General features: G+C 69.7%; 15 protein-coding genes. 12 read left to right on the top strand and 3 right to left on the bottom strand.

Features of this window, described 5'->3' with window-relative positions:
• Positions 1-38: 38 nt before the first annotated feature.
• On the bottom strand, positions 39-2,516 hold the full coding sequence (locus ACZ5WG_RS25430; protein WP_468726124.1) for a YfhO family protein: 2,478 nt from the start codon (positions 2,514-2,516) through the stop codon (positions 39-41).
• A 442-nt stretch (positions 2,517-2,958) separates the two neighbouring features.
• Between ACZ5WG_RS25430 and rpsL the strand changes: the two genes are divergently transcribed.
• The 4 genes from rpsL (at position 2,959) to tuf (ending at position 7,320) form a co-directional block, all read left to right on the top strand.
• The gene (gene rpsL, locus ACZ5WG_RS25425) at positions 2,959-3,330 is read left to right on the top strand and encodes a 30S ribosomal protein S12 (RefSeq protein ID WP_007265893.1); all 372 of its coding nucleotides are present in this window, start codon (positions 2,959-2,961) and stop codon (positions 3,328-3,330) included.
• Positions 3,331-3,332: 2 nt separating this feature from the next.
• A complete protein-coding gene (rpsG, locus tag ACZ5WG_RS25420) occupies positions 3,333-3,803 on the top strand; it encodes a 30S ribosomal protein S7 (RefSeq protein WP_007265894.1) in 471 nt (156 codons plus the stop codon).
• 39 nt (positions 3,804-3,842) lie between these two features.
• Positions 3,843-5,975 carry an elongation factor G gene (gene fusA / locus ACZ5WG_RS25415; protein ID WP_468726122.1) on the top strand — a complete coding sequence of 711 codons (2,133 nt, stop codon included), beginning with the start codon at positions 3,843-3,845 and terminating at the stop codon, positions 5,973-5,975.
• A 151-nt stretch (positions 5,976-6,126) separates the two neighbouring features.
• Entirely contained in the window at positions 6,127-7,320 is a 1,194-nt protein-coding gene (gene tuf / locus ACZ5WG_RS25410) for an elongation factor Tu (protein WP_030008455.1), read from the top strand.
• A 186-nt stretch (positions 7,321-7,506) separates the two neighbouring features.
• On the opposite strand, the gene rfbC is transcribed toward tuf, so the two are convergent.
• Entirely contained in the window at positions 7,507-8,109 is a 603-nt protein-coding gene (gene rfbC / locus ACZ5WG_RS25405) for a dTDP-4-dehydrorhamnose 3,5-epimerase (RefSeq protein ID WP_468726120.1), read from the bottom strand.
• A complete protein-coding gene (rfbA, locus tag ACZ5WG_RS25400; RefSeq protein ID WP_468726119.1) occupies positions 8,106-8,981 on the bottom strand; it encodes a glucose-1-phosphate thymidylyltransferase RfbA in 876 nt (291 codons plus the stop codon). The genes rfbC and rfbA overlap by 4 nt, the downstream gene beginning before the upstream one ends.
• Positions 8,982-9,063: 82 nt before the next feature.
• Here rfbA and rfbB point away from each other — a divergent pair, with 82 nt between their 5' ends.
• From rfbB to ACZ5WG_RS25360, 8 genes are all read left to right on the top strand, one after another.
• Positions 9,064-10,041, top strand: coding sequence for a dTDP-glucose 4,6-dehydratase (rfbB, locus tag ACZ5WG_RS25395; RefSeq protein ID WP_468726118.1), 978 nt, complete (start codon positions 9,064-9,066; stop codon positions 10,039-10,041).
• Positions 10,038-10,958 (top strand): dTDP-4-dehydrorhamnose reductase, encoded by a 921-nt coding sequence (rfbD, locus tag ACZ5WG_RS25390; RefSeq protein ID WP_468726117.1) that lies wholly within the window; start codon positions 10,038-10,040, stop codon positions 10,956-10,958. The genes rfbB and rfbD overlap by 4 nt, the downstream gene beginning before the upstream one ends.
• Positions 10,955-12,286 (top strand): polysaccharide biosynthesis protein, encoded by a 1,332-nt coding sequence (locus ACZ5WG_RS25385; RefSeq protein WP_468726116.1) that lies wholly within the window; start codon positions 10,955-10,957, stop codon positions 12,284-12,286. Before rfbD ends, ACZ5WG_RS25385 begins: the two co-directional genes overlap by 4 nt.
• 68 nt (positions 12,287-12,354) lie before the next feature.
• Complete coding sequence (locus ACZ5WG_RS25380) at positions 12,355-13,041, top strand: glycosyltransferase family 2 protein (RefSeq protein ID WP_030298195.1); 687 nt, start codon at positions 12,355-12,357, stop codon at positions 13,039-13,041.
• Positions 13,041-13,502, top strand: a complete 462-nt coding sequence (locus ACZ5WG_RS25375; protein ID WP_468726115.1) for a DUF2304 family protein — start codon at positions 13,041-13,043, stop codon at positions 13,500-13,502. The genes ACZ5WG_RS25380 and ACZ5WG_RS25375 overlap by 1 nt, the downstream gene beginning before the upstream one ends.
• 9 nt (positions 13,503-13,511) lie before the next feature.
• Positions 13,512-14,414, top strand: a complete 903-nt coding sequence (locus ACZ5WG_RS25370; RefSeq protein ID WP_468726113.1) for a glycosyltransferase family 2 protein — start codon at positions 13,512-13,514, stop codon at positions 14,412-14,414.
• 71 nt (positions 14,415-14,485) lie between these two features.
• Positions 14,486-16,390 (top strand): hypothetical protein, encoded by a 1,905-nt coding sequence (locus ACZ5WG_RS25365; RefSeq protein ID WP_468726112.1) that lies wholly within the window; start codon positions 14,486-14,488, stop codon positions 16,388-16,390.
• 141 nt (positions 16,391-16,531) lie between these two features.
• Positions 16,532-17,806, top strand: coding sequence for a peptidoglycan recognition protein family protein (locus ACZ5WG_RS25360; RefSeq protein WP_468726110.1), 1,275 nt, complete (start codon positions 16,532-16,534; stop codon positions 17,804-17,806).
• The last annotated feature ends 8 nt before the right edge of the window (positions 17,807-17,814 follow it).

The following is a 17,814-nucleotide window of genomic DNA, read 5'->3' as shown; positions in this document are numbered from 1 at the left end:
TCCGGGAGCCCGGGGGTTCCCCGGGCCCCGGGACGCCGTCAGGCGCGGCGGCGGCGGAGGCCGGTGACCGTGACCGACGTGAGGGCCAGGAGGGCCAGGGCGGCGGCTGCCAGGCCCGGGGTGAGGCCCTTCGGGGTGAAGGTGCAGGAGACCTTGTCCGTGCCCGGGGGCAGGGGAAGGGAGACCAGGCCGTGGAAGGGGGTCGGGGCGGTCGTGCGCGAGCCGGCCGTGCACTGCCAGCCGGGGACGTCGGTCATCGCGAAGACCGCCGTGCCCGTGGCGCCCTTCGGGAGGGTGGCCTCGATGGTGTGGCCGCCCGCCGTGACCTTCGTGGCGCCGGTGGACGTGAGGGAGCCGATCGCCGCGTCCAGGCCGGCGCGGTTCAGGCAGCCGACGGGGTGCTCGCCCGCCGTCGCGTCCTTCGTGCGGGTGTTCACCGCCACCACGACCCTGCCGTCCGCGGGGACCTTGCCCAGCTCGACCACCCCGGTCATCCGGTCCTCCAGGGGGCGGGACGTGCCGGCGAAGGCGAGGGTGCCGTAGAGCTCCGGGGAGAACCAGTACGCCTCGGAGCCGGGGGTGCACTGGGCGGCGTACGTCTGCTCCGTGGCACTGCCGCCCCGGGTGACCTGCGGGACCTGGTAGACGGTGGCGCCCAGGACGTTCTCCTGACGGGCGTAGACGCTGTCGGCCGGGTTCGGGGAGGCGTAGGCGTCGCTGCGGACCGTCACCAGCGGAGGGGCGGGGAAGCGGGTGGCCGCCCAGGTGTCCTTCGCCGGGCCGGGGTGGACCCGGGCGCCGATCGCGAAGATGGCGTCGAGCACCGGGTTGTCGGCGCCGAAGAAGGTGCGGCCGTCGTTCTTGAAGCCGTATCCGAGGGGCTCCAGGGCCTGGTACGTGGCCTCCGGGAGGTAGCTGCTGTAGTACTGCGGGCCCTCGGCCCGCAGGGCGAGGGCGTCGTTGTACGAGGTCTGCGGCGCGCCCGAATCCGTCCGGTATGCGGGCCAGCCGTCCACCTGCCGGACGGCGTCGAAGTGGGCGCTGATCGAGCGGTTCGAAGTGGCGACCGGCTTCGCCCAGCGCTCGCGGGCCCGGCGGGCGTCCGCGCCCGCGGCCGCCACCGTGGACTCCGCGAAGACCACGCCGACCATGAGGACCGCGGCCACGGGGATCAGCACCCGGTGCTTCGCGCCCAGTGCCAGCAGGGTCAGGGCGAGCAGCGAGACGCCCCCGCCGACCAGCACCGCGTGCCAGGTCCAGCCGCCGAAGTCGTCGGTGCGGCGCAGTACGAAGGTGGCCGCGACCAGCAGGGCGGCCGCCAGGGCCAGGTGGAGCGGGCGCGGGCGGTGGGCCAGCGCCAGCCAGGCCAGGATCACGACCATGCCGCTGAAGACGAAGGCCTCGCGGTACGGATTGCCGTTCGGCACCGCCAGCCCGTGCCACAGGTACTGCGTCGGAGGGAACTGGAACGAGGCGACGACGAGCAGCGTCGCCGCGGCCCACACCAGGCGGGTCTTCTTCGCGATGGCGGCGTTGAAGAGGAACGATCCGGCGAGGATCAGGCCCAGCGAGGCCACGTACAGCCGCGGCCGGCCGCCCCACAGGTGGGTGGCCGGGAGCATCCCGGCGAGGAAGACCTCGATCCGCACCGGCTCGAAGGCCCCGGCCTGGGTGGGCTGCGCGGAGCCGCTGGACAGGAACGACGGCAGCAGCAGCGGGAGGGTGAGCAGGATGCCGGTCGCGGCGGCGCTCGAGGCCCGCCACAGGGCGCGGAGCCGCTGCCGGCCGGTCATGTCCCGGGTGACCAGGCGGATGCCGAGCAGGACGCAGGCGGCCATCGTCGCCATCATCGCGGTGTAGAAGTTGCCGAACCAGGCGAGCGCGACGAACAGTGCCGCCCCCGGCCAGCGGCGCTCCTCCAGGCACCACTCGACGGCGATGCCGAGGAGGGGGAGGGCGACCAGGCCCCACAGCCACATGGGGATGTACGAGGCGTCGCTGAGCGCCCAGCCGCACAGGCCGTAGCAGGCGCCGAGGACCCCGCGCTGCCACCACGGGCCGGGGTGCAGTTTGCCGAGGTAGACCGTCATGACGGCGGCGGCGGCGCCCATCGTGACCGGGGTGACCGCGAAGACGGCGAGGTCGACGTGGGCGCGCGGGACGAGGACGGCCAGCCAGGAGAACGGGTTGCCGAGGTACGTGTAGTAGTCGGACAGGAACTGCTGGCCGAAGCCGCCGCGCCAGGTGAAGAGCACGTCACCGGCGGCCTGCCCGTGGACCAGGTCCCACAGCGCCCGGTGGAAGGGCACGTACTGGTTGGCCTGGTCGTTGAGGGCCCGGCCGGTGTTGCCGAAGGGGAAGGTGCCGCGGGCCGCCCAGGCCGCGCAGAACGCGGCCGAGGTGACGAGGAACGCCAGCAGGGGCCCGTACAGGGGGGCGGGTCGCGGGGACCGGCGGCGGGGCGACGGGTGGACCGGGCTGTCGGCGGCCGTCGGCTCCGTGGTGACCGTCCGCAATGTCCCGCTCCCTGGTGGTTGGTCGTGCCGTTTGGGGTGAATCGCTGAATTCGCTGCATCGCTGAATGCCGAGGCAGTTTAGTTCGCGGGGGAGGTTGCTCGGTCCGGCACCGCTTAGCACGCCTTTACCACAGGCGCGAGTCGGAGCGGCCACACGAGGGCCTCGCCCAAGTGGCACATGACCGGCGGCGATGTCCGGGTCGTCCCGCGCGGGCCTTTGTTTTGACCGGATGGGATGCGGTAGGTACGCTCAGACCTTGTGCCTGGGGTGTGCCTGGGCTCCTGTGCGTGTCCATCAACCGCATGAGAGCCGGATCAGCCACCGCGATCCATGCGTTTCCGTGCTTGCGCGGAGCTCCGCCGGATCCGACACACCCGACCGCGTGGGTCGGCAAAGTTCCAGGTTAGCTTCACTACACGGCACACAGAAACCGGAGAAGTAGTGCCTACGATCCAGCAGCTGGTCCGTAAGGGCCGGCAGGACAAGGTCGAGAAGACGAAGACGCCCGCGCTTGAGGCTTCGCCCCAGCGCCGCGGCGTCTGCACGCGTGTGTTCACGACCACCCCGAAGAAGCCGAACTCGGCGCTCCGTAAGGTCGCGCGTGTGCGTCTGACCTCCGGCATCGAGGTCACCGCTTACATTCCGGGTGAGGGACACAACCTGCAGGAGCACTCGATCGTGCTCGTGCGTGGTGGCCGTGTGAAGGACCTGCCGGGTGTTCGTTACAAGATCATCCGCGGTGCGCTTGACACCCAGGCTGTCAAGAACCGCAAGCAGGCCCGCAGCCGCTACGGCGCCAAGAAGGAGAAGTAAGAATGCCTCGTAAGGGCCCCGCCCCGAAGCGCCCGGTCATCATCGACCCGGTCTACGCATCTCCTCTGGTGACGTCGCTCATCAACAAGATCCTCCTGAACGGCAAGCGCTCCACCGCCGAGCGCATCGTTTACGGCGCCATGGAAGGCCTCCGCGAGAAGACCGGCAACGACCCGGTCATCACGCTGAAGCGCGCGCTGGAGAACGTCAAGCCGTCCCTCGAGGTCAAGTCCCGCCGTGTCGGTGGCGCGACCTACCAGGTCCCCGTCGAGGTCAAGCCGGGTCGCCAGTCGACCCTGGCCCTCCGCTGGCTCGTGGGCTACTCCCGCGCCCGTCGTGAGAAGACCATGACCGAGCGCCTCATGAACGAGCTGCTCGACGCCTCCAACGGTCTTGGCGCTGCCGTCAAGAAGCGCGAGGACACGCACAAGATGGCCGAGTCCAACAAGGCCTTCGCGCACTACCGCTGGTAGTCCCAACCCACATCGAGACCGAGAGAAGACTGAGCCGATATGGCTACCACTTCGCTTGACCTGGCCAAGGTGCGCAACATCGGCATCATGGCTCACATCGACGCGGGCAAGACGACCACCACCGAGCGCATCCTGTTCTACACCGGTGTGTCTTACAAGATCGGTGAAGTCCACGACGGCGCTGCCACGATGGACTGGATGGAGCAGGAGCAGGAGCGCGGCATCACGATCACGTCCGCCGCGACGACCTGCCACTGGCCGCTCGAGGACGTCGACCACACCATCAACATCATCGACACCCCGGGTCACGTTGACTTCACCGTCGAGGTGGAGCGTTCGCTCCGCGTCCTCGACGGCGCCGTCACCGTGTTCGACGGTGTCGCCGGTGTGGAGCCGCAGTCCGAGACCGTTTGGCGTCAGGCGGACCGCTACGGCGTGCCGCGCATCTGCTTCGTCAACAAGCTCGACCGTACCGGCGCCGAGTTCCACCGCTGCGTCGACATGATCAAGGACCGCCTCGGTGCGGTTCCGATCGTCATGCAGCTCCCCATCGGTGCCGAGGCCGACTTCCAGGGTGTCGTCGACCTCGTCACGATGAAGGCGTTCGTCTGGTCCGCCGAGGCGACCAAGGGCGAGATGTACGACATCGTCGACATCCCGGCCACGCACACCGAGGCTGCTGAAGAGTGGCGCGGCAAGCTGGTCGAGACCGTCGCCGAGAACGACGACGAGATCATGGAGCTCTTCCTGAACGGCGACGAGCCGTCCGTGGAGCAGCTGCACGCCGCCGTCCGTCGCATCATCCTCGGCTCCGGCAAGGGCAAGGGCGAGCCCACGATCACTGCGGTGTTCTGTGGCACGGCGTTCAAGAACAAGGGCGTTCAGCCCCTGCTCGACGCTGTCGTCCGCTACCTGCCTTCGCCCCTGGACATCGAGGCCATCGAGGGCCACGACGTCAAGGACGCCGAGGTCGTCGTGAAGCGCAAGCCGTCCGACGAGGAGCCCCTCGCGGCGTTGGCGTTCAAGATCATGAGCGACCCGCACCTCGGTAAGCTCACCTTCGTCCGGGTTTACTCGGGCCGCCTGGAGGCCGGCACCTCGGTGCTGAACTCCGTCAAGGGCAAGAAGGAGCGCATCGGCAAGATCTACCGCATGCACGCGAACAAGCGTGAGGAGATCGACGCGGTGGGCGCCGGCGACATCGTCGCCGTCATGGGCCTGAAGCAGACCACCACCGGTGAGACGCTGTGTGACGACAAGCAGCCCGTGATCCTGGAGTCCATGGACTTCCCGGCTCCGGTCATCCAGGTCGCCATCGAGCCCAAGTCCAAGGGTGACCAGGAGAAGCTGGGTGTCGCCATCCAGCGTCTCGCGGAGGAGGACCCCTCCTTCCACGTTCACTCGGACGAGGAGACCGGCCAGACCATCCTCGGCGGTATGGGCGAGCTGCACCTCGAGGTGCTGGTCGACCGTATGAAGCGCGAGTTCAAGGTCGAGGCCAACGTCGGCAAGCCGCAGGTCGCGTACCGCGAGACGATCCGTGGGACCGTCGAGCGTCACGACTACACCCACAAGAAGCAGACCGGTGGTACCGGTCAGTTCGCCAAGGTGCAGATCGCGATCGAGCCGATCACCGAGGCCGACGGCCCGGCGTACGAGTTCGTGAACAAGGTCACCGGTGGCCGCGTGCCGAAGGAGTACATCCCTTCGGTCGACGCCGGTGCGCAGGAGGCCATGCAGTTCGGCATCCTGGCCGGCTACGAGATGACGGGCGTTCGCGTCACGCTTCTCGACGGTGGCTACCACGAGGTCGACTCCTCCGAGCTCGCGTTCAAGATCGCCGGTTCGCAGGCCTTCAAGGAGGCCGCGCGCAAGGCGTCCCCCGTGCTCATGGAGCCGATGATGGCCGTAGAGGTCACCACGCCCGAGGACTACATGGGTGACGTCATCGGCGACATCAACTCCCGCCGTGGCCAGATCCAGGCCATGGAGGAGCGTCACGGCGCTCGCGTCGTGAAGGGCCTCGTGCCGCTTTCGGAGATGTTCGGCTACGTCGGCGACCTCCGCAGCAAGACCTCGGGTCGCGCCAGCTACTCGATGCAGTTCGACTCCTACGCCGAGGTTCCCCGGAACGTCGCTGAGGAGATCATCGCGAAGGCCAAGGGCGAGTAACTCTTCCGAGTACACGCTTTAGGCTTGTCACCGGCAGCCTCTGGGGCAACAGGAGCCACTCCCGTTGCCCCGGGGACCGGCCGGCTTTCCAGCAAAGATCACCTGGCGCCGATCTGTAAGGCGTACAGAACCACTCTCCAGGAGGACCCCCGTGGCGAAGGCGAAGTTCGAGCGGACTAAGCCGCACGTCAACATCGGCACCATCGGTCACATTGACCACGGTAAGACGACCCTCACGGCCGCCATTACCAAGGTGCTGCACGACGCGTACCCGGACCTGAACGAGGCCTCGGCCTTCGACCAGATCGACAAGGCTCCTGAGGAGCGCCAGCGCGGTATCACCATCTCCATCGCGCACGTCGAGTACCAGACCGAGGCGCGTCACTACGCCCACGTCGACTGCCCGGGTCACGCGGACTACATCAAGAACATGATCACCGGTGCCGCGCAGATGGACGGCGCGATCCTCGTGGTCGCCGCCACCGACGGCCCGATGCCGCAGACCAAGGAGCACGTGCTCCTGGCCCGCCAGGTCGGCGTCCCCTACATCGTCGTCGCCCTGAACAAGGCCGACATGGTGGACGACGAGGAGATCCTGGAGCTCGTCGAGCTCGAGGTCCGTGAGCTGCTCTCCGAGTACGAGTTCCCGGGCGACGACCTGCCGGTCGTCCGCGTCTCCGCGCTGAAGGCCCTCGAGGGCGACAAGGAGTGGGGCGAGAAGCTTCTCGGCCTCATGTCCGCCGTCGACGAGGCCATCCCGACCCCGCCGCGTGACACCGAGAAGCCGTTCCTCATGCCCGTCGAGGACGTCTTCACGATCACCGGTCGCGGTACCGTCGTCACCGGCCGTATCGAGCGTGGTGTCCTGAAGGTCAACGAGACCGTCGACATCATCGGTATCAAGGAGACCAAGACCACCACCACGGTCACCGGTATCGAGATGTTCCGCAAGCTCCTCGACGAGGGCCAGGCCGGTGAGAACGTCGGTCTGCTCCTCCGTGGCATCAAGCGCGAGGACGTCGAGCGCGGCCAGGTCATCATCAAGCCCGGTTCGGTCACGCCGCACACCGAGTTCGAGGCCCAGGCCTACATCCTGTCGAAGGACGAGGGTGGCCGTCACACCCCGTTCTTCAACAACTACCGCCCGCAGTTCTACTTCCGTACCACGGACGTCACGGGTGTCGTCACCCTGCCGGCCGGCACGGAGATGGTCATGCCGGGCGACAACACCGAGATGACGGTCGCGCTGATCCAGCCGGTCGCCATGGAGGAGGGCCTGAAGTTCGCCATCCGTGAGGGTGGTCGTACGGTCGGCGCCGGCCAGGTCACCAAGATCACGAAGTAATTCGTGCTCTGACCTGGTAGCTCGCGCGAGCGGGCACCATGTTTGACAGAAGGGCCCCTTCCCTTCCGCCTCGGCGGCGGGGGAGGGGCCCTTCGTCGTACGGGCGTGCCGGATTACGGCATACGAGAGAGGGCCGCACCCCTGATCGCGGGGTGCGGCCCTCTTCCGTGTGCTGCGGGGGTGCGGTCAGCCGGTCACGCGCAGGGACTCGGTGAACTCGTTGCAGACGGCGTAGTCGGGCAGCAGGCCCGACTCGATGGCCTCGGCCAGCGACGGCGCGGCCTCGTCACGGGCGGACAGCAGCGGGACGTCCGCCGGCCAGTCGATGCCCAGATCCGCATCGAGCGGGTGGACCGAGTGCTCGCCGGTCGGGTTGTACGTCTCCGAGCAGAGGTACGAAAGCGTGGCGTCGTCGCTCAGCGCGCAGAACCCGTGGCCCAGACCCTCCGGGATGTAGACCGCGCGGCGGTCCACGTCGTCCAGCCGGACACCCTCCCAGCGGCCGAAGGTCGGGGAGCCGACCCGCAGGTCCACGATGACGTCGAGCACGGCACCCCGCACGCAGGTCACGTACTTGGCCTGGCCTCGCGGTACGTCGGCGAAGTGGATGCCGCGGACCACGCCGCGCGAGGACACCGAGAGGTTCGCCTGCGCCAGGTTCAGCGGGTGGCCGACGACCTCGGACAGCTTGTCGAAGCGGTACCACTCGGTGAACATGCCGCGCGGGTCGCCGTGCAGCTGCGGGGTGATCTCGTAGGCGCCCTCTATCGAGAGCTGACGGAACTTCACCGGGAGGACTCCTCGTCGAGCAGGCTGATCAGGTAGTCGCCGTAACCGCTCTTGAGCAGCGGCTGGGCCAGCTCGCGCAGCTGCGCGGAGTCGATCAGGCCGGCCCGCCAGGCCGCCTCCTCGATGCAGCCGATCTTGAAGCCCTGGCGCTCCTCGATCACGCGGACGAACTCCGAGGCCTGGACCATGGAGACGAAGGTGCCCGTGTCCAGCCAGGCGGTGCCGCGGTCGAGGATGGTGACATTCAGCTCACCGGCCTGGAGGTACGCGTCGTTGACCGCGGTGATCTCCAGTTCGCCGCGCGCGCTGGGCTTGAGGTTGCGGGCGATCTCGACGACGCGGTTGTCGTAGAAGTACAGACCGGGCACCGCGTAGCGGGACTTGGGCTTGACCGGCTTCTCCTCGATGGAGATGGCCTGGCCGTTCTCGTCGAACTCGACCACGCCGTACGCCGTCGGGTCCGCCACCGGGTACGCGAAGACCCGGCCGCCCTTGGAATCGGTGTGCTCCGCCAGGCGGGTGCCGAGACCGCTGCCGTGGAAGATGTTGTCGCCGAGGATCAGGGCGACGGAGTCGTCGCCGATGAAGTCGGCGCCGAGCACGAAGGCCTGGGCGATGCCCTCGGGGCGCTCCTGGACCGCGTACTCCAGCCGGATGCCGAACTGGGAGCCGTCGCCGAGCAGTCGCTCGAACTGGGCACGGTCCTCCGGCGTGGTGATGACGAGAATCTCGCTGATTCCGGCCATGACCAGGGTGGAGAGCGGGTAGTAGATCATCGGCTTGTCGAAGACGGGGAGCAGCTGCTTCGAGACTGCCCGGGTCAGCGGCCAGAGTCGGGATCCGGTGCCACCGGCCAAGAGAATTCCACGCATGGGCACAACCCTATGCGAGAGCGCGGGGGCGGCGCGGTCCGGGCCCGAGCGGTGGTGTACGAGCGGCTAGACTCTTCGTATTATGCGCATCCTCGTGACCGGCGGCGCCGGCTTCATCGGTTCAGAATTCGTTCGCCAGCAGCTCGGTGCAGACGCATCGGCTCAGATCACGGTCTTCGACAAGCTGACCTACTCCGGTGTCGAAGCCAATCTCGCCCCGGTCGCGGACCACCCCGGTTACACCTTCGTCAAGGGCGACATCTGCGACGCCGAGGCCGTCGACCAGGTCATGCCCGGACACGACGTCGTGGTGCACTTCGCGGCGGAGTCCCACGTGGACCGCTCGATCGCCGGTGCCGGCCCGTTCGTGATGACCAACGTCGTGGGCACGCAGGTCCTGCTGGACGCCGCCCGCAAGCACGGCGTCGGCCGCTTCGTCCACATCTCCACCGACGAGGTGTACGGCTCGATCACCGAGGGCTCCTGGACCGAGGAGTGGCCGCTGGTCCCGAACTCCCCGTACTCCGCCTCCAAGGCCTCGTCCGACCTGCTGGCCCTCGCCTACGCCCGCACGCACGGCATGGACGTCGTCGTCACGCGCTGCTCCAACAACTACGGGCACTACCAGTTCCCGGAGAAGGTCATCCCGCTGTTCGTCTCGAACCTGATGGACGGCAAGAAGGTCCCGCTGTACGGCAACGGCGGCAACGTCCGCGACTGGCTGCACGTCTCCGACCACTGCCGGGGCATCGACCTGGCGATGCGCAAGGGCCGCGCCGGCGAGGTCTACAACATCGGCGGCGGCACCGAGCTCACCAACAAGGAGCTCACCGGCGTCCTGCTCGAGGCGGCCGGCCTCGGCTGGGACATGGTCGAGCAGGTCGAGGACCGCAAGGGCCACGACCTCCGCTACTCCATCGACATCAGCAAGATCGGTGCCGAGCTGGGCTACGCCCCGCAGGTCACCTTCGAGGACGGCATCGCCGCCACGATCGAGTGGTACCGCGAGAACCGCGCCTGGTGGGAGCCGCTGAAGACGAAGGCGGCCCTGCAGAAGTGAGGACCAACCCGCGAGCCGGGCGCTGGCTCGTCACCGGCGCCGCCGGGATGCTCGGCCAGGACGTCCTGGCCGTCCTCAAGGACGCCGGGATCGAGGCCGTGGGCCTGCGCCGCGCCGACCTCGACATCACCGACCCGGCCGCCGTCCGCGCGGCGGTCGAGGGCGTCACCGTGGTCGTGAACTGCGCGGCCTGGACCGACGTGGACGGCGCCGAGACCGCCGAGGACGCCGCCACCGCCGTCAACGGCACCGGCGTGCGCGTCCTCGCCGAGGCCTGCGCCGCCGCCCATGTGCGCCTGCTGCACGTCTCCACCGACTACGTGCTCCCCGGCGACGCCACGGAGCCGTACCGCGAGGACGCCGAGACCGGCCCGCTCAACGCGTACGGGCGCTCCAAGCTGATCGGCGAGCAGGCCGTCGCCGAACTGCTGCCGCAGGACGGCTACATCGTCCGGACCGCCTGGCTGTACGGCGAGCACGGGCCGAACTTCGTCGCCACCATGCTCAAGCTGGCCGCCCAGCGCGACACCCTCGACGTCGTCGACGACCAGCACGGCCAGCCCACCTGGTCCTACGCGCTGGCCCGCCACCTGGTCGAGCTCGGCCTGGCCGCGCTGAAGGGCTGGGCCATGGGCGGGATCTACCACGGCACCGCGAGCGGCCGCACCACCTGGATGGGGCTGGCCCGCGAGACGTACCGGCTGAGCGGGCTCGACCCGGAGCGGATCCGGCCGACCACCTCCGCCGCGTTCGTCCGCCCGGCCGCCCGCCCGGCGTTCAGCGTGCTCGCGCACGAGCGCTGGGCCGACGCGGGCCTGGCCCCGCTCGCCGACTGGCGCGAGCAGCTCGCCGAGGCGCTCGCCGCCCCCGCGTTCACCGTCCTGGCCGAGTCGGCCAGGAACGGCAGTACGGGATGAAGTCCCTGCTGAGCAGGCTCACCGCGGCGCTGCCGCCGGGCACCGTCGCGGTGGCCGGCGGCACCGTCGTGCTCGGTGCGGCCTCGTACGTCCACCTGGGCGTGGCCGGCTACAGCCTGTCCACGGACGCCGTGGCGAACGTCTCGGTGCTGTGGACGATCGTCATGGCGCTCGGGCTCGGCATCTTCTTCCCGATCGAGCAGGAGCTCACCCGGATCGTCGCCGCACGCGTGGTGCTCGGCCAGGGCGCGGCCCCCGTGCTGCGCCGGGCCACCCTGCTGACCTCGGGGATCCTCGGCACGACCCTGCTCCTCCTCGCGGTGGGCGCGGGCCCGATCGCGGACCTGCTGTTCCACGGCGACCGCGGCCTGGTGGCGGCCCTCGGCGGTGCCTTCACCGGCATGGCCGTCTGCTACCTGACCCGCGGTGTCCTGGCCGGTCTCGGCCGGTTCGGCGCGTACGGCACCCAGTTGGCCGTCGACGGCGGGCTGCGCATCGCCCTCGCCTTCGGCTGCGCGGTGTCCGGGCTGCACTCGGCGCTCGCCTTCAGCCTGGTCCTGGCCGTGGCGCCCGTCGCCGCGACGCTGATCACCCTGCCTGCGCTGCTGCGCGCGGTGGAGCCCGGCGAGGAGATCGCCTGGCGGGAGCTGACCGGCGGGCTGGGCCTGCTGATCTGCTCGACCCTGCTGTCCCAGGTCGTCGTCAACGCGGCGGTGATGAGCACCAAGCTGCTCGCCCCCACCGACAGCGTGCTGATCGCGGCACTGCTGAACGCACTGGTCCTGGCCCGGGTGCCGCTGTTCGTCTTCGGCTCGCTCCAGGCCTCTCTGCTGGGCGGGCTCACTGCCGCCTACACGGCCGGCGACCGGGCGGCGTTCTCCGCGATGCTGCGCCGGATCGCCGTGGTGGTCGGGCTGTTGGGGCTGCTCGGCGGCGTGCCCGCGACCGCCCTCGGCCCCTGGCTGATCGAGGTCCTCTTCCACGCCAAACCGGCGCTGGGATGCCTCGACTTCTTCCTTTTGTCCGCAGGCACCGTGGCGTACATGTTCGCGATGGTGCTCGGACAGGCGCTGATGGTATTCAAGCGGCACAACCTGCAACTGCTCTGCTGGGCCATCGGCACGGTCGTCCTGATCGGCATCACTTTCGCTCCGGGCGACGTTGCCGTGCGCGTCACCCTGGCCTACGCTCTCGGATCCCTCGCCACCGTGCTCGGTATGCTGGCCGTGCTGAGGCTGAGGTTCCCCGGAGCTGCTCCGGGCGTGACCGAAGGACCCGGGCACAAGGTCGCCGCAAGCCCACTGGGCGCCGGAGCGGTCGGGGAGTGACCATGCCGGCTTCCGACGTCCCACCGATCACCGAGCACGCGCACGTGCCACATTCCGCTGGAGCTACCGTGTCCCAATACGACGATGTCTGGCTGGTCATCCCGGCCTATAACGAGGGCCAGGTGATCGCCGATGTGGTCGAGGGGGCTCGTGCGACCTTCCCGAACATAGTCGTCGTCGACGACGGCAGCTCCGACAACTCGGCCGAGCACATCGCGACGACCGGTGCCCACCTGGTGCGGCACCCGGTCAACCTCGGTCAGGGCGCTGCCCTGCAGACGGGCCTCAAGTACGCCCTCGCCCAGCCCGGCGCCCGCTACTTCGCGACCTTCGACGCGGACGGCCAGCACCAGACGCACGACGTCGAGAAGATGGTCCGGGTGCTGCGCGACGACGAGGCCGACGTGGTCCTCGGCTCGCGCTTCATCGAGCAGAACGGCCAGGTGCCGTGGATCAAGCGCGTCGTGCTGCGTACGGCTGCATCGGTCAGCCCGACCGCCCGCAAGCTGAAGCTCACCGACTCGCACAACGGCCTGCGCGTGCTCAGCCGCAAGGCCGCCGAGCAGCTGAACATCACCATGAACGGCATGGCGCACGCGTCGGAGATCGTCGGTTTCCTGGCCGGGTCCGGTCTGCGCGTCACCGAGGTCCCCGTGGACATCCTCTACACCGAGTACTCGCGCGCCAAGGGCCAGTCCCTGATCAACGGCGTCAACATCATCTTTGACATCACGATGCGGGAGCGAAGCCGCTGATGAAGTACTTCTGGATCCAGCTGCTGCTCATCGCGGGCTCGGTGTCGATGGCACTGATGTTCATACGTACGTGGGGCCAGGCGAAGAACCGCGCCTGGAAGCGCATCGCGTTCTCGCTGTTCGTCATCGTCAACGTGTACGCCGTGCTCCGCCCCACGGACGTCACGTGGGTGGCCCACCAGCTCGGCGTCGGCCGCGGCACCGACCTCGTGCTGTACGTGATGGTGCTGGCGATGGGCTTCCTGACCCTCAACACCTTCCTGCGCTTCCGCTCGTTGGAGAAGAAGCTCACCGACCTGGCCCGGACGGTGGCCCTGAGCGAGGGTGCACGGCACAACGACGCGCGCCTCGGCTCGACCGCCACCGCTGCGGCCGACCCGGAGCCGGTGCCGGCCGCCGTCGCGTCCGGCGCCGGTCCGAACGCCGACTCGCCCGCCGACTCCGACACCGTGAAGGCCTGACTTCCCGTGGTGACCTTCGACTTCATGCTCCCCTACTACGGGGACGTGCAGCTGATGCAGGACGCTGTGCGCAGCGTCCTGGCCCAGACGGACCCGGACTTCCGCCTCGTCGTCGTCGACGACGGCAAGGAGCCGGACGTCCCGGGCTGGTTCGAGGCACTCGGCGACGAGCGGGTGCACTACACCCGCAACGAGCAGAACCTCGGCATCACCAAGAACTTCCAGAAGTGCGTACGGCTCTCCGAGGCCGACTACGTCGTCATCATGGGCTGCGACGACCTGCTGCACCCGCACTACCTGGAGACCGTCCGCGGCCTCATAGCGGCCAACCCGGGCATCGGCATGGTCCAGCCCGGCGTCGAGGTGATCGACGGTGACGGGCAGCTGACGTCCGGGCTCGCCGACCAGACCAAGCGGCGGCTGTACGCCCCGCAGGTCAAGGGCCGGCGCCTGATGGGCGGCGAAGAACTGGCCACCAGCGTGCTGCGCGGGAACTGGCTGTACTTCCCGTCGATCAGCTGGCGCGGCGAAGCCCTGCGCGGGGTCAACTTCCGCGACGAGTACTCGGTGATCCAGGACCTGGCCCTGGTGGTCGACCTCCTCGAGCTCGGCGAGCAGATGCTGATCGACGAGACCACCACGGTCTTCCAGTACCGCCGCCACGCGGTCAGCGAGTCTTCGGTGCAGGCGTTCTCCGGCACCCGGTTCACCGAGGCCGAGCGGTACTTCTCCGCGGTGGCCGCCCGGATGGACGCCCGGGGCTGGCCCAAGGCCGCCCGCGCGGCCCGCTTCCACAGCGCCTCCCGGTTCCACGCCATCACCATGCTCCCCGGCGCCCTGCTCCGCGGACACCGCGAGGGCGTCCGCACGCTGGCGAAGCACGCCTTCACCGCCGGTCAGCGCGCCGACTGAACCCGGAGCACAAGAAGCAGCGGCCGTCGGGCCCCACCCCGCGGTGACACCCGCGACGGAATTGGACTGAGATGACACACCTGGCCCCCGAGGTCGTCGGAGCATCCGGCACGGCGCCCAGCCGGACCGGTACCGGGACCGCGGACCCCGGGCCGGCCCCGTCCAGATCGGCGGCCCGCCGCCCGTGGACCTCGCGGCGCTGGGTGCTCGGCCTCGCCGAGGCCGTCGTCAGCCTGACGGCGGCCCTCGGCTACATGCTGCTGAGCCGGAACATCAGCGTGAACCCGATCGTCCGCCTCGGCCAGGTCAGCGGCCTCGCCACGCTCCAGCAGTACGCCGCGGTCATCGGCCTGCCGCTGCTCGCGCTGCTCCTGTACACCGCCCACCGGGGCGCCGCCCGGCGCCACCAGCTCGTCAAGCGCCTGGTCTGCGCCGCCCTCGCGGGCCTGGCCACCGGCGTGATCGCCGGCGGTGTCGTCGTCGCCCTGCGCGGTACGCCGCACCCGCTCGGCGGCCAGGAGGCCGACCCGGGCGTCCTCATCGACATGGCCAACTCGTTCCTGCACCACGAGGGGATGTCGGGCATCTACCCGCCCGCCTTCCCGGCCCTCATGGCCCTCTGGGCGAAGATCCGCTACAACGGCCGCGGCGAGACCGGCTTCGCCCTGCACGACCTGCAGATCTTCTTCACCGCCGTGGCCGGCCCGATGGCCTACCTAGCCTGGCGGATACTGCTGAGGCCCTTCTGGGCGCTGCTGATCGCGGTTCCGGCCGCCGTGCTCTTCCTCGACCCGATCCGCCCGTACAGCCACATCGTCATGATCGTGCTGCTGCCGCTGCTCGGCTACTGGCTGCGCGAGATGGGCCGGGCCGGGCGGTGCACCACGCGGCACCTGCTGTTGCGCGCCGCCGTCCTCGGCCTGATCTTCGGCGCGCTGTTCCTCTGGTACTCCGGCTGGTACATCTGGGCCGCGCCCGGCGCGGTCGTCGCCGCGCTGTTCTTCTTCCCGTGGCGCCAGGGCGCCAGGACGGCCAAGAAGGCGGGCCTGTACCTCGCGGTCACGCTGCTGTCGGCAGGCGTCGTCGGCGCCCCGCTGCTCTACCAGATGGTCCGGCTGGGCGCGGACAACCCCGACCGTTACGCCTTCCTCGCCGTCTACGCAGACCCCGCATACGTCCTCGGCTGGGTCTCGGACCGGTCCTCGACCTTGACGTACCAGACCTGGCCCGTGGCCGGCGAGATGGCCGGCCAGAGCGGGTTCGCCCTGTTGCTGCTGTTCGGGGTGGGCCTCGGCATCGGCCTCGGCCTGCGCAACGTCATGGTCCGCACCGCGGCGGCGATCCTGGCGGGCGCCTGGCTCGCCCGCTTCTGGTTCGCCGGGCACATGGCCCACGACAAGGCAATCCAGCTCTACCCGCGCACCACGTGGATCATCATGTACTGCCTGATGATCCTGGCCGTGCTCGGCATGATGGCGGTGGTCAACCGGGGCTCCGGGTGGATCGAGCGCACGCTGCGCCCGACCGGGGCGGGGGCCGGTTCCGGGGCCGGGCCGGCCCGGGTCGTTCCGCCGCGGGTGATCCGCCAGCTCGCCGCCGGCATGGTGTGCGTGGTCGCCCTGTTCGCGGCCATGGGCGCGTCCTGGTCGGTCAACCGCTACATGCCCTCCTCCGACGTCGACTCGATGGGCATCGACGCGTACCGCGCACACGTCATCAAGACGCGGGACGGCAGCTGCCCGCGCTTCTCGCCCCGCAAGGACTGCTGGGACATCGAGAAGGACGACTGGAAGCCGGGCCCGATCCAGGACTACATCTGGTGCGCCGGCATCGTGGCCGACGACTGGCCCAGCGTCTGTGGGATGAAGGCGCCCAAGCGCGTGCGGTCGAGGGCGGACATCGAGCGGGACGCCGAGGCCGAAAAGCAGGCCCGGAAGGACGCAGGCGACTCCGTGAAGGACGCAGGGAAGAAGTAGAGCCCGCGCGGTCCGGCCACCCGGGGCGCTCCCCGGGCGACCCCCTGCCCCACCCGTGAAACCGGCCAGTAACATCCGCCCAGTGGTGTCGTACGGCGCCATCGCCGAAGGGGTGCGGGAACCGACTTGAGAGGGACACGCGTGCGCGGTAGCGCGCTGGCGGCGGCGCTCGGTGCCGCAGCGGTCCTGGGCCTTCAGGGACTGGCCGGGGGAGCCGAACCGGACTCGTCGGGCGGCAGGGGAGCGGCGGGCGCGCACGGCGCCGGCGCCGAGGAGACCGGTCCGGTCGAGGCCGCGCTGCACCGGCTCGCGATCACGCCCGGGGGCAGCGGCCAAGCCGTGCTCTCGCAGCAGGACACCGGGCCCTTCGGCCTGCTGGGCGTCTCCTGGACGGACCCCGCCGCAGAGGTGAAGGGGACCGTCGAGGCCCGCGCCCGTGACGCGAAGACCGGCAAGTGGTCGCACTGGATCGCCCTCGAGCCGGTCAAGCCCGGTCTCGACGGCGTACGCTCCGGCGCGCACGGCTCCACGGAGCCCGTCTGGGTCGGCGCGTCGGACGGTGCCGAGGTACGGATCAGCGGCGGCGGTGCACTGCCCGCCGGCCTGGAACTGAACCTGGTCGACCCGGGCGGCTCCGGCAGCTCGGCGAAGAAGGACGGCGCCCGGAAGAGCGGCTCCCCGAACGCCGGCCTGGCCGCGTTCGCCGCGCCGGCGGCTGACCCCGTCCCGACGGACCCGCCCACCACTGCGCCGTCCGTCCCCGGACCCGTCTCCACGGCCCCGCAGCCGGACGTGGTCTCGCGCCTCGCCTGGGGCGCCGACGAGACGCTGAACGACGAGGGCCCGGTCTACCTGCCCGGCGGGAAGGTCAAGGCGGTCTTCGTCCACCACACCGCCGACACCCAGCCGTACGACTGCTCGCAGTCCGCAGCGATCGTCCGCGGCATCCACGTCTACCACGTGAAGACCAACGGGTGGCGGGACCTCGGCTACAACTTCCTCGTCGACAAGTGCGGCACGATCTTCGAGGGCCGGCGGGGCGGTACCGACCAGCCCGTCCTCGGTGCGCACACGTACGGCTGGAACAACGAGTCGGCGGGCATCGCCGTCCTCGGCGACTACAACACCGGGGGCGCCCCGGCCGCCGCCCGGGACGCCGTCTCCAGGATCGCGGCCTACAAGCTCGGCCAGTACGACGGAGACCTGAACGGCACGACGACGCTGACCGCAAGTGCCACGGGGAGCAACTTCTTCGGGACGGCGTTCGAGGCCGGCAAGCCGTACACGTTCAGGTCGCTCTCGGGACACCGGGACGGCTTCAACACCGAGTGCCCGGGCGACCGGCTCTACCGGCAGCTCGGCGCGCTCCGCACCTCCGGCCCCGCGGCGCAGGGGCTACTTCGGCAAGTGAACTGAGCGGTGAC

Source organism: Streptomyces sp. NPDC032745 (assembly GCF_055579465.1).
This window is presented reverse-complemented; position numbering and strand designations above follow the sequence as displayed.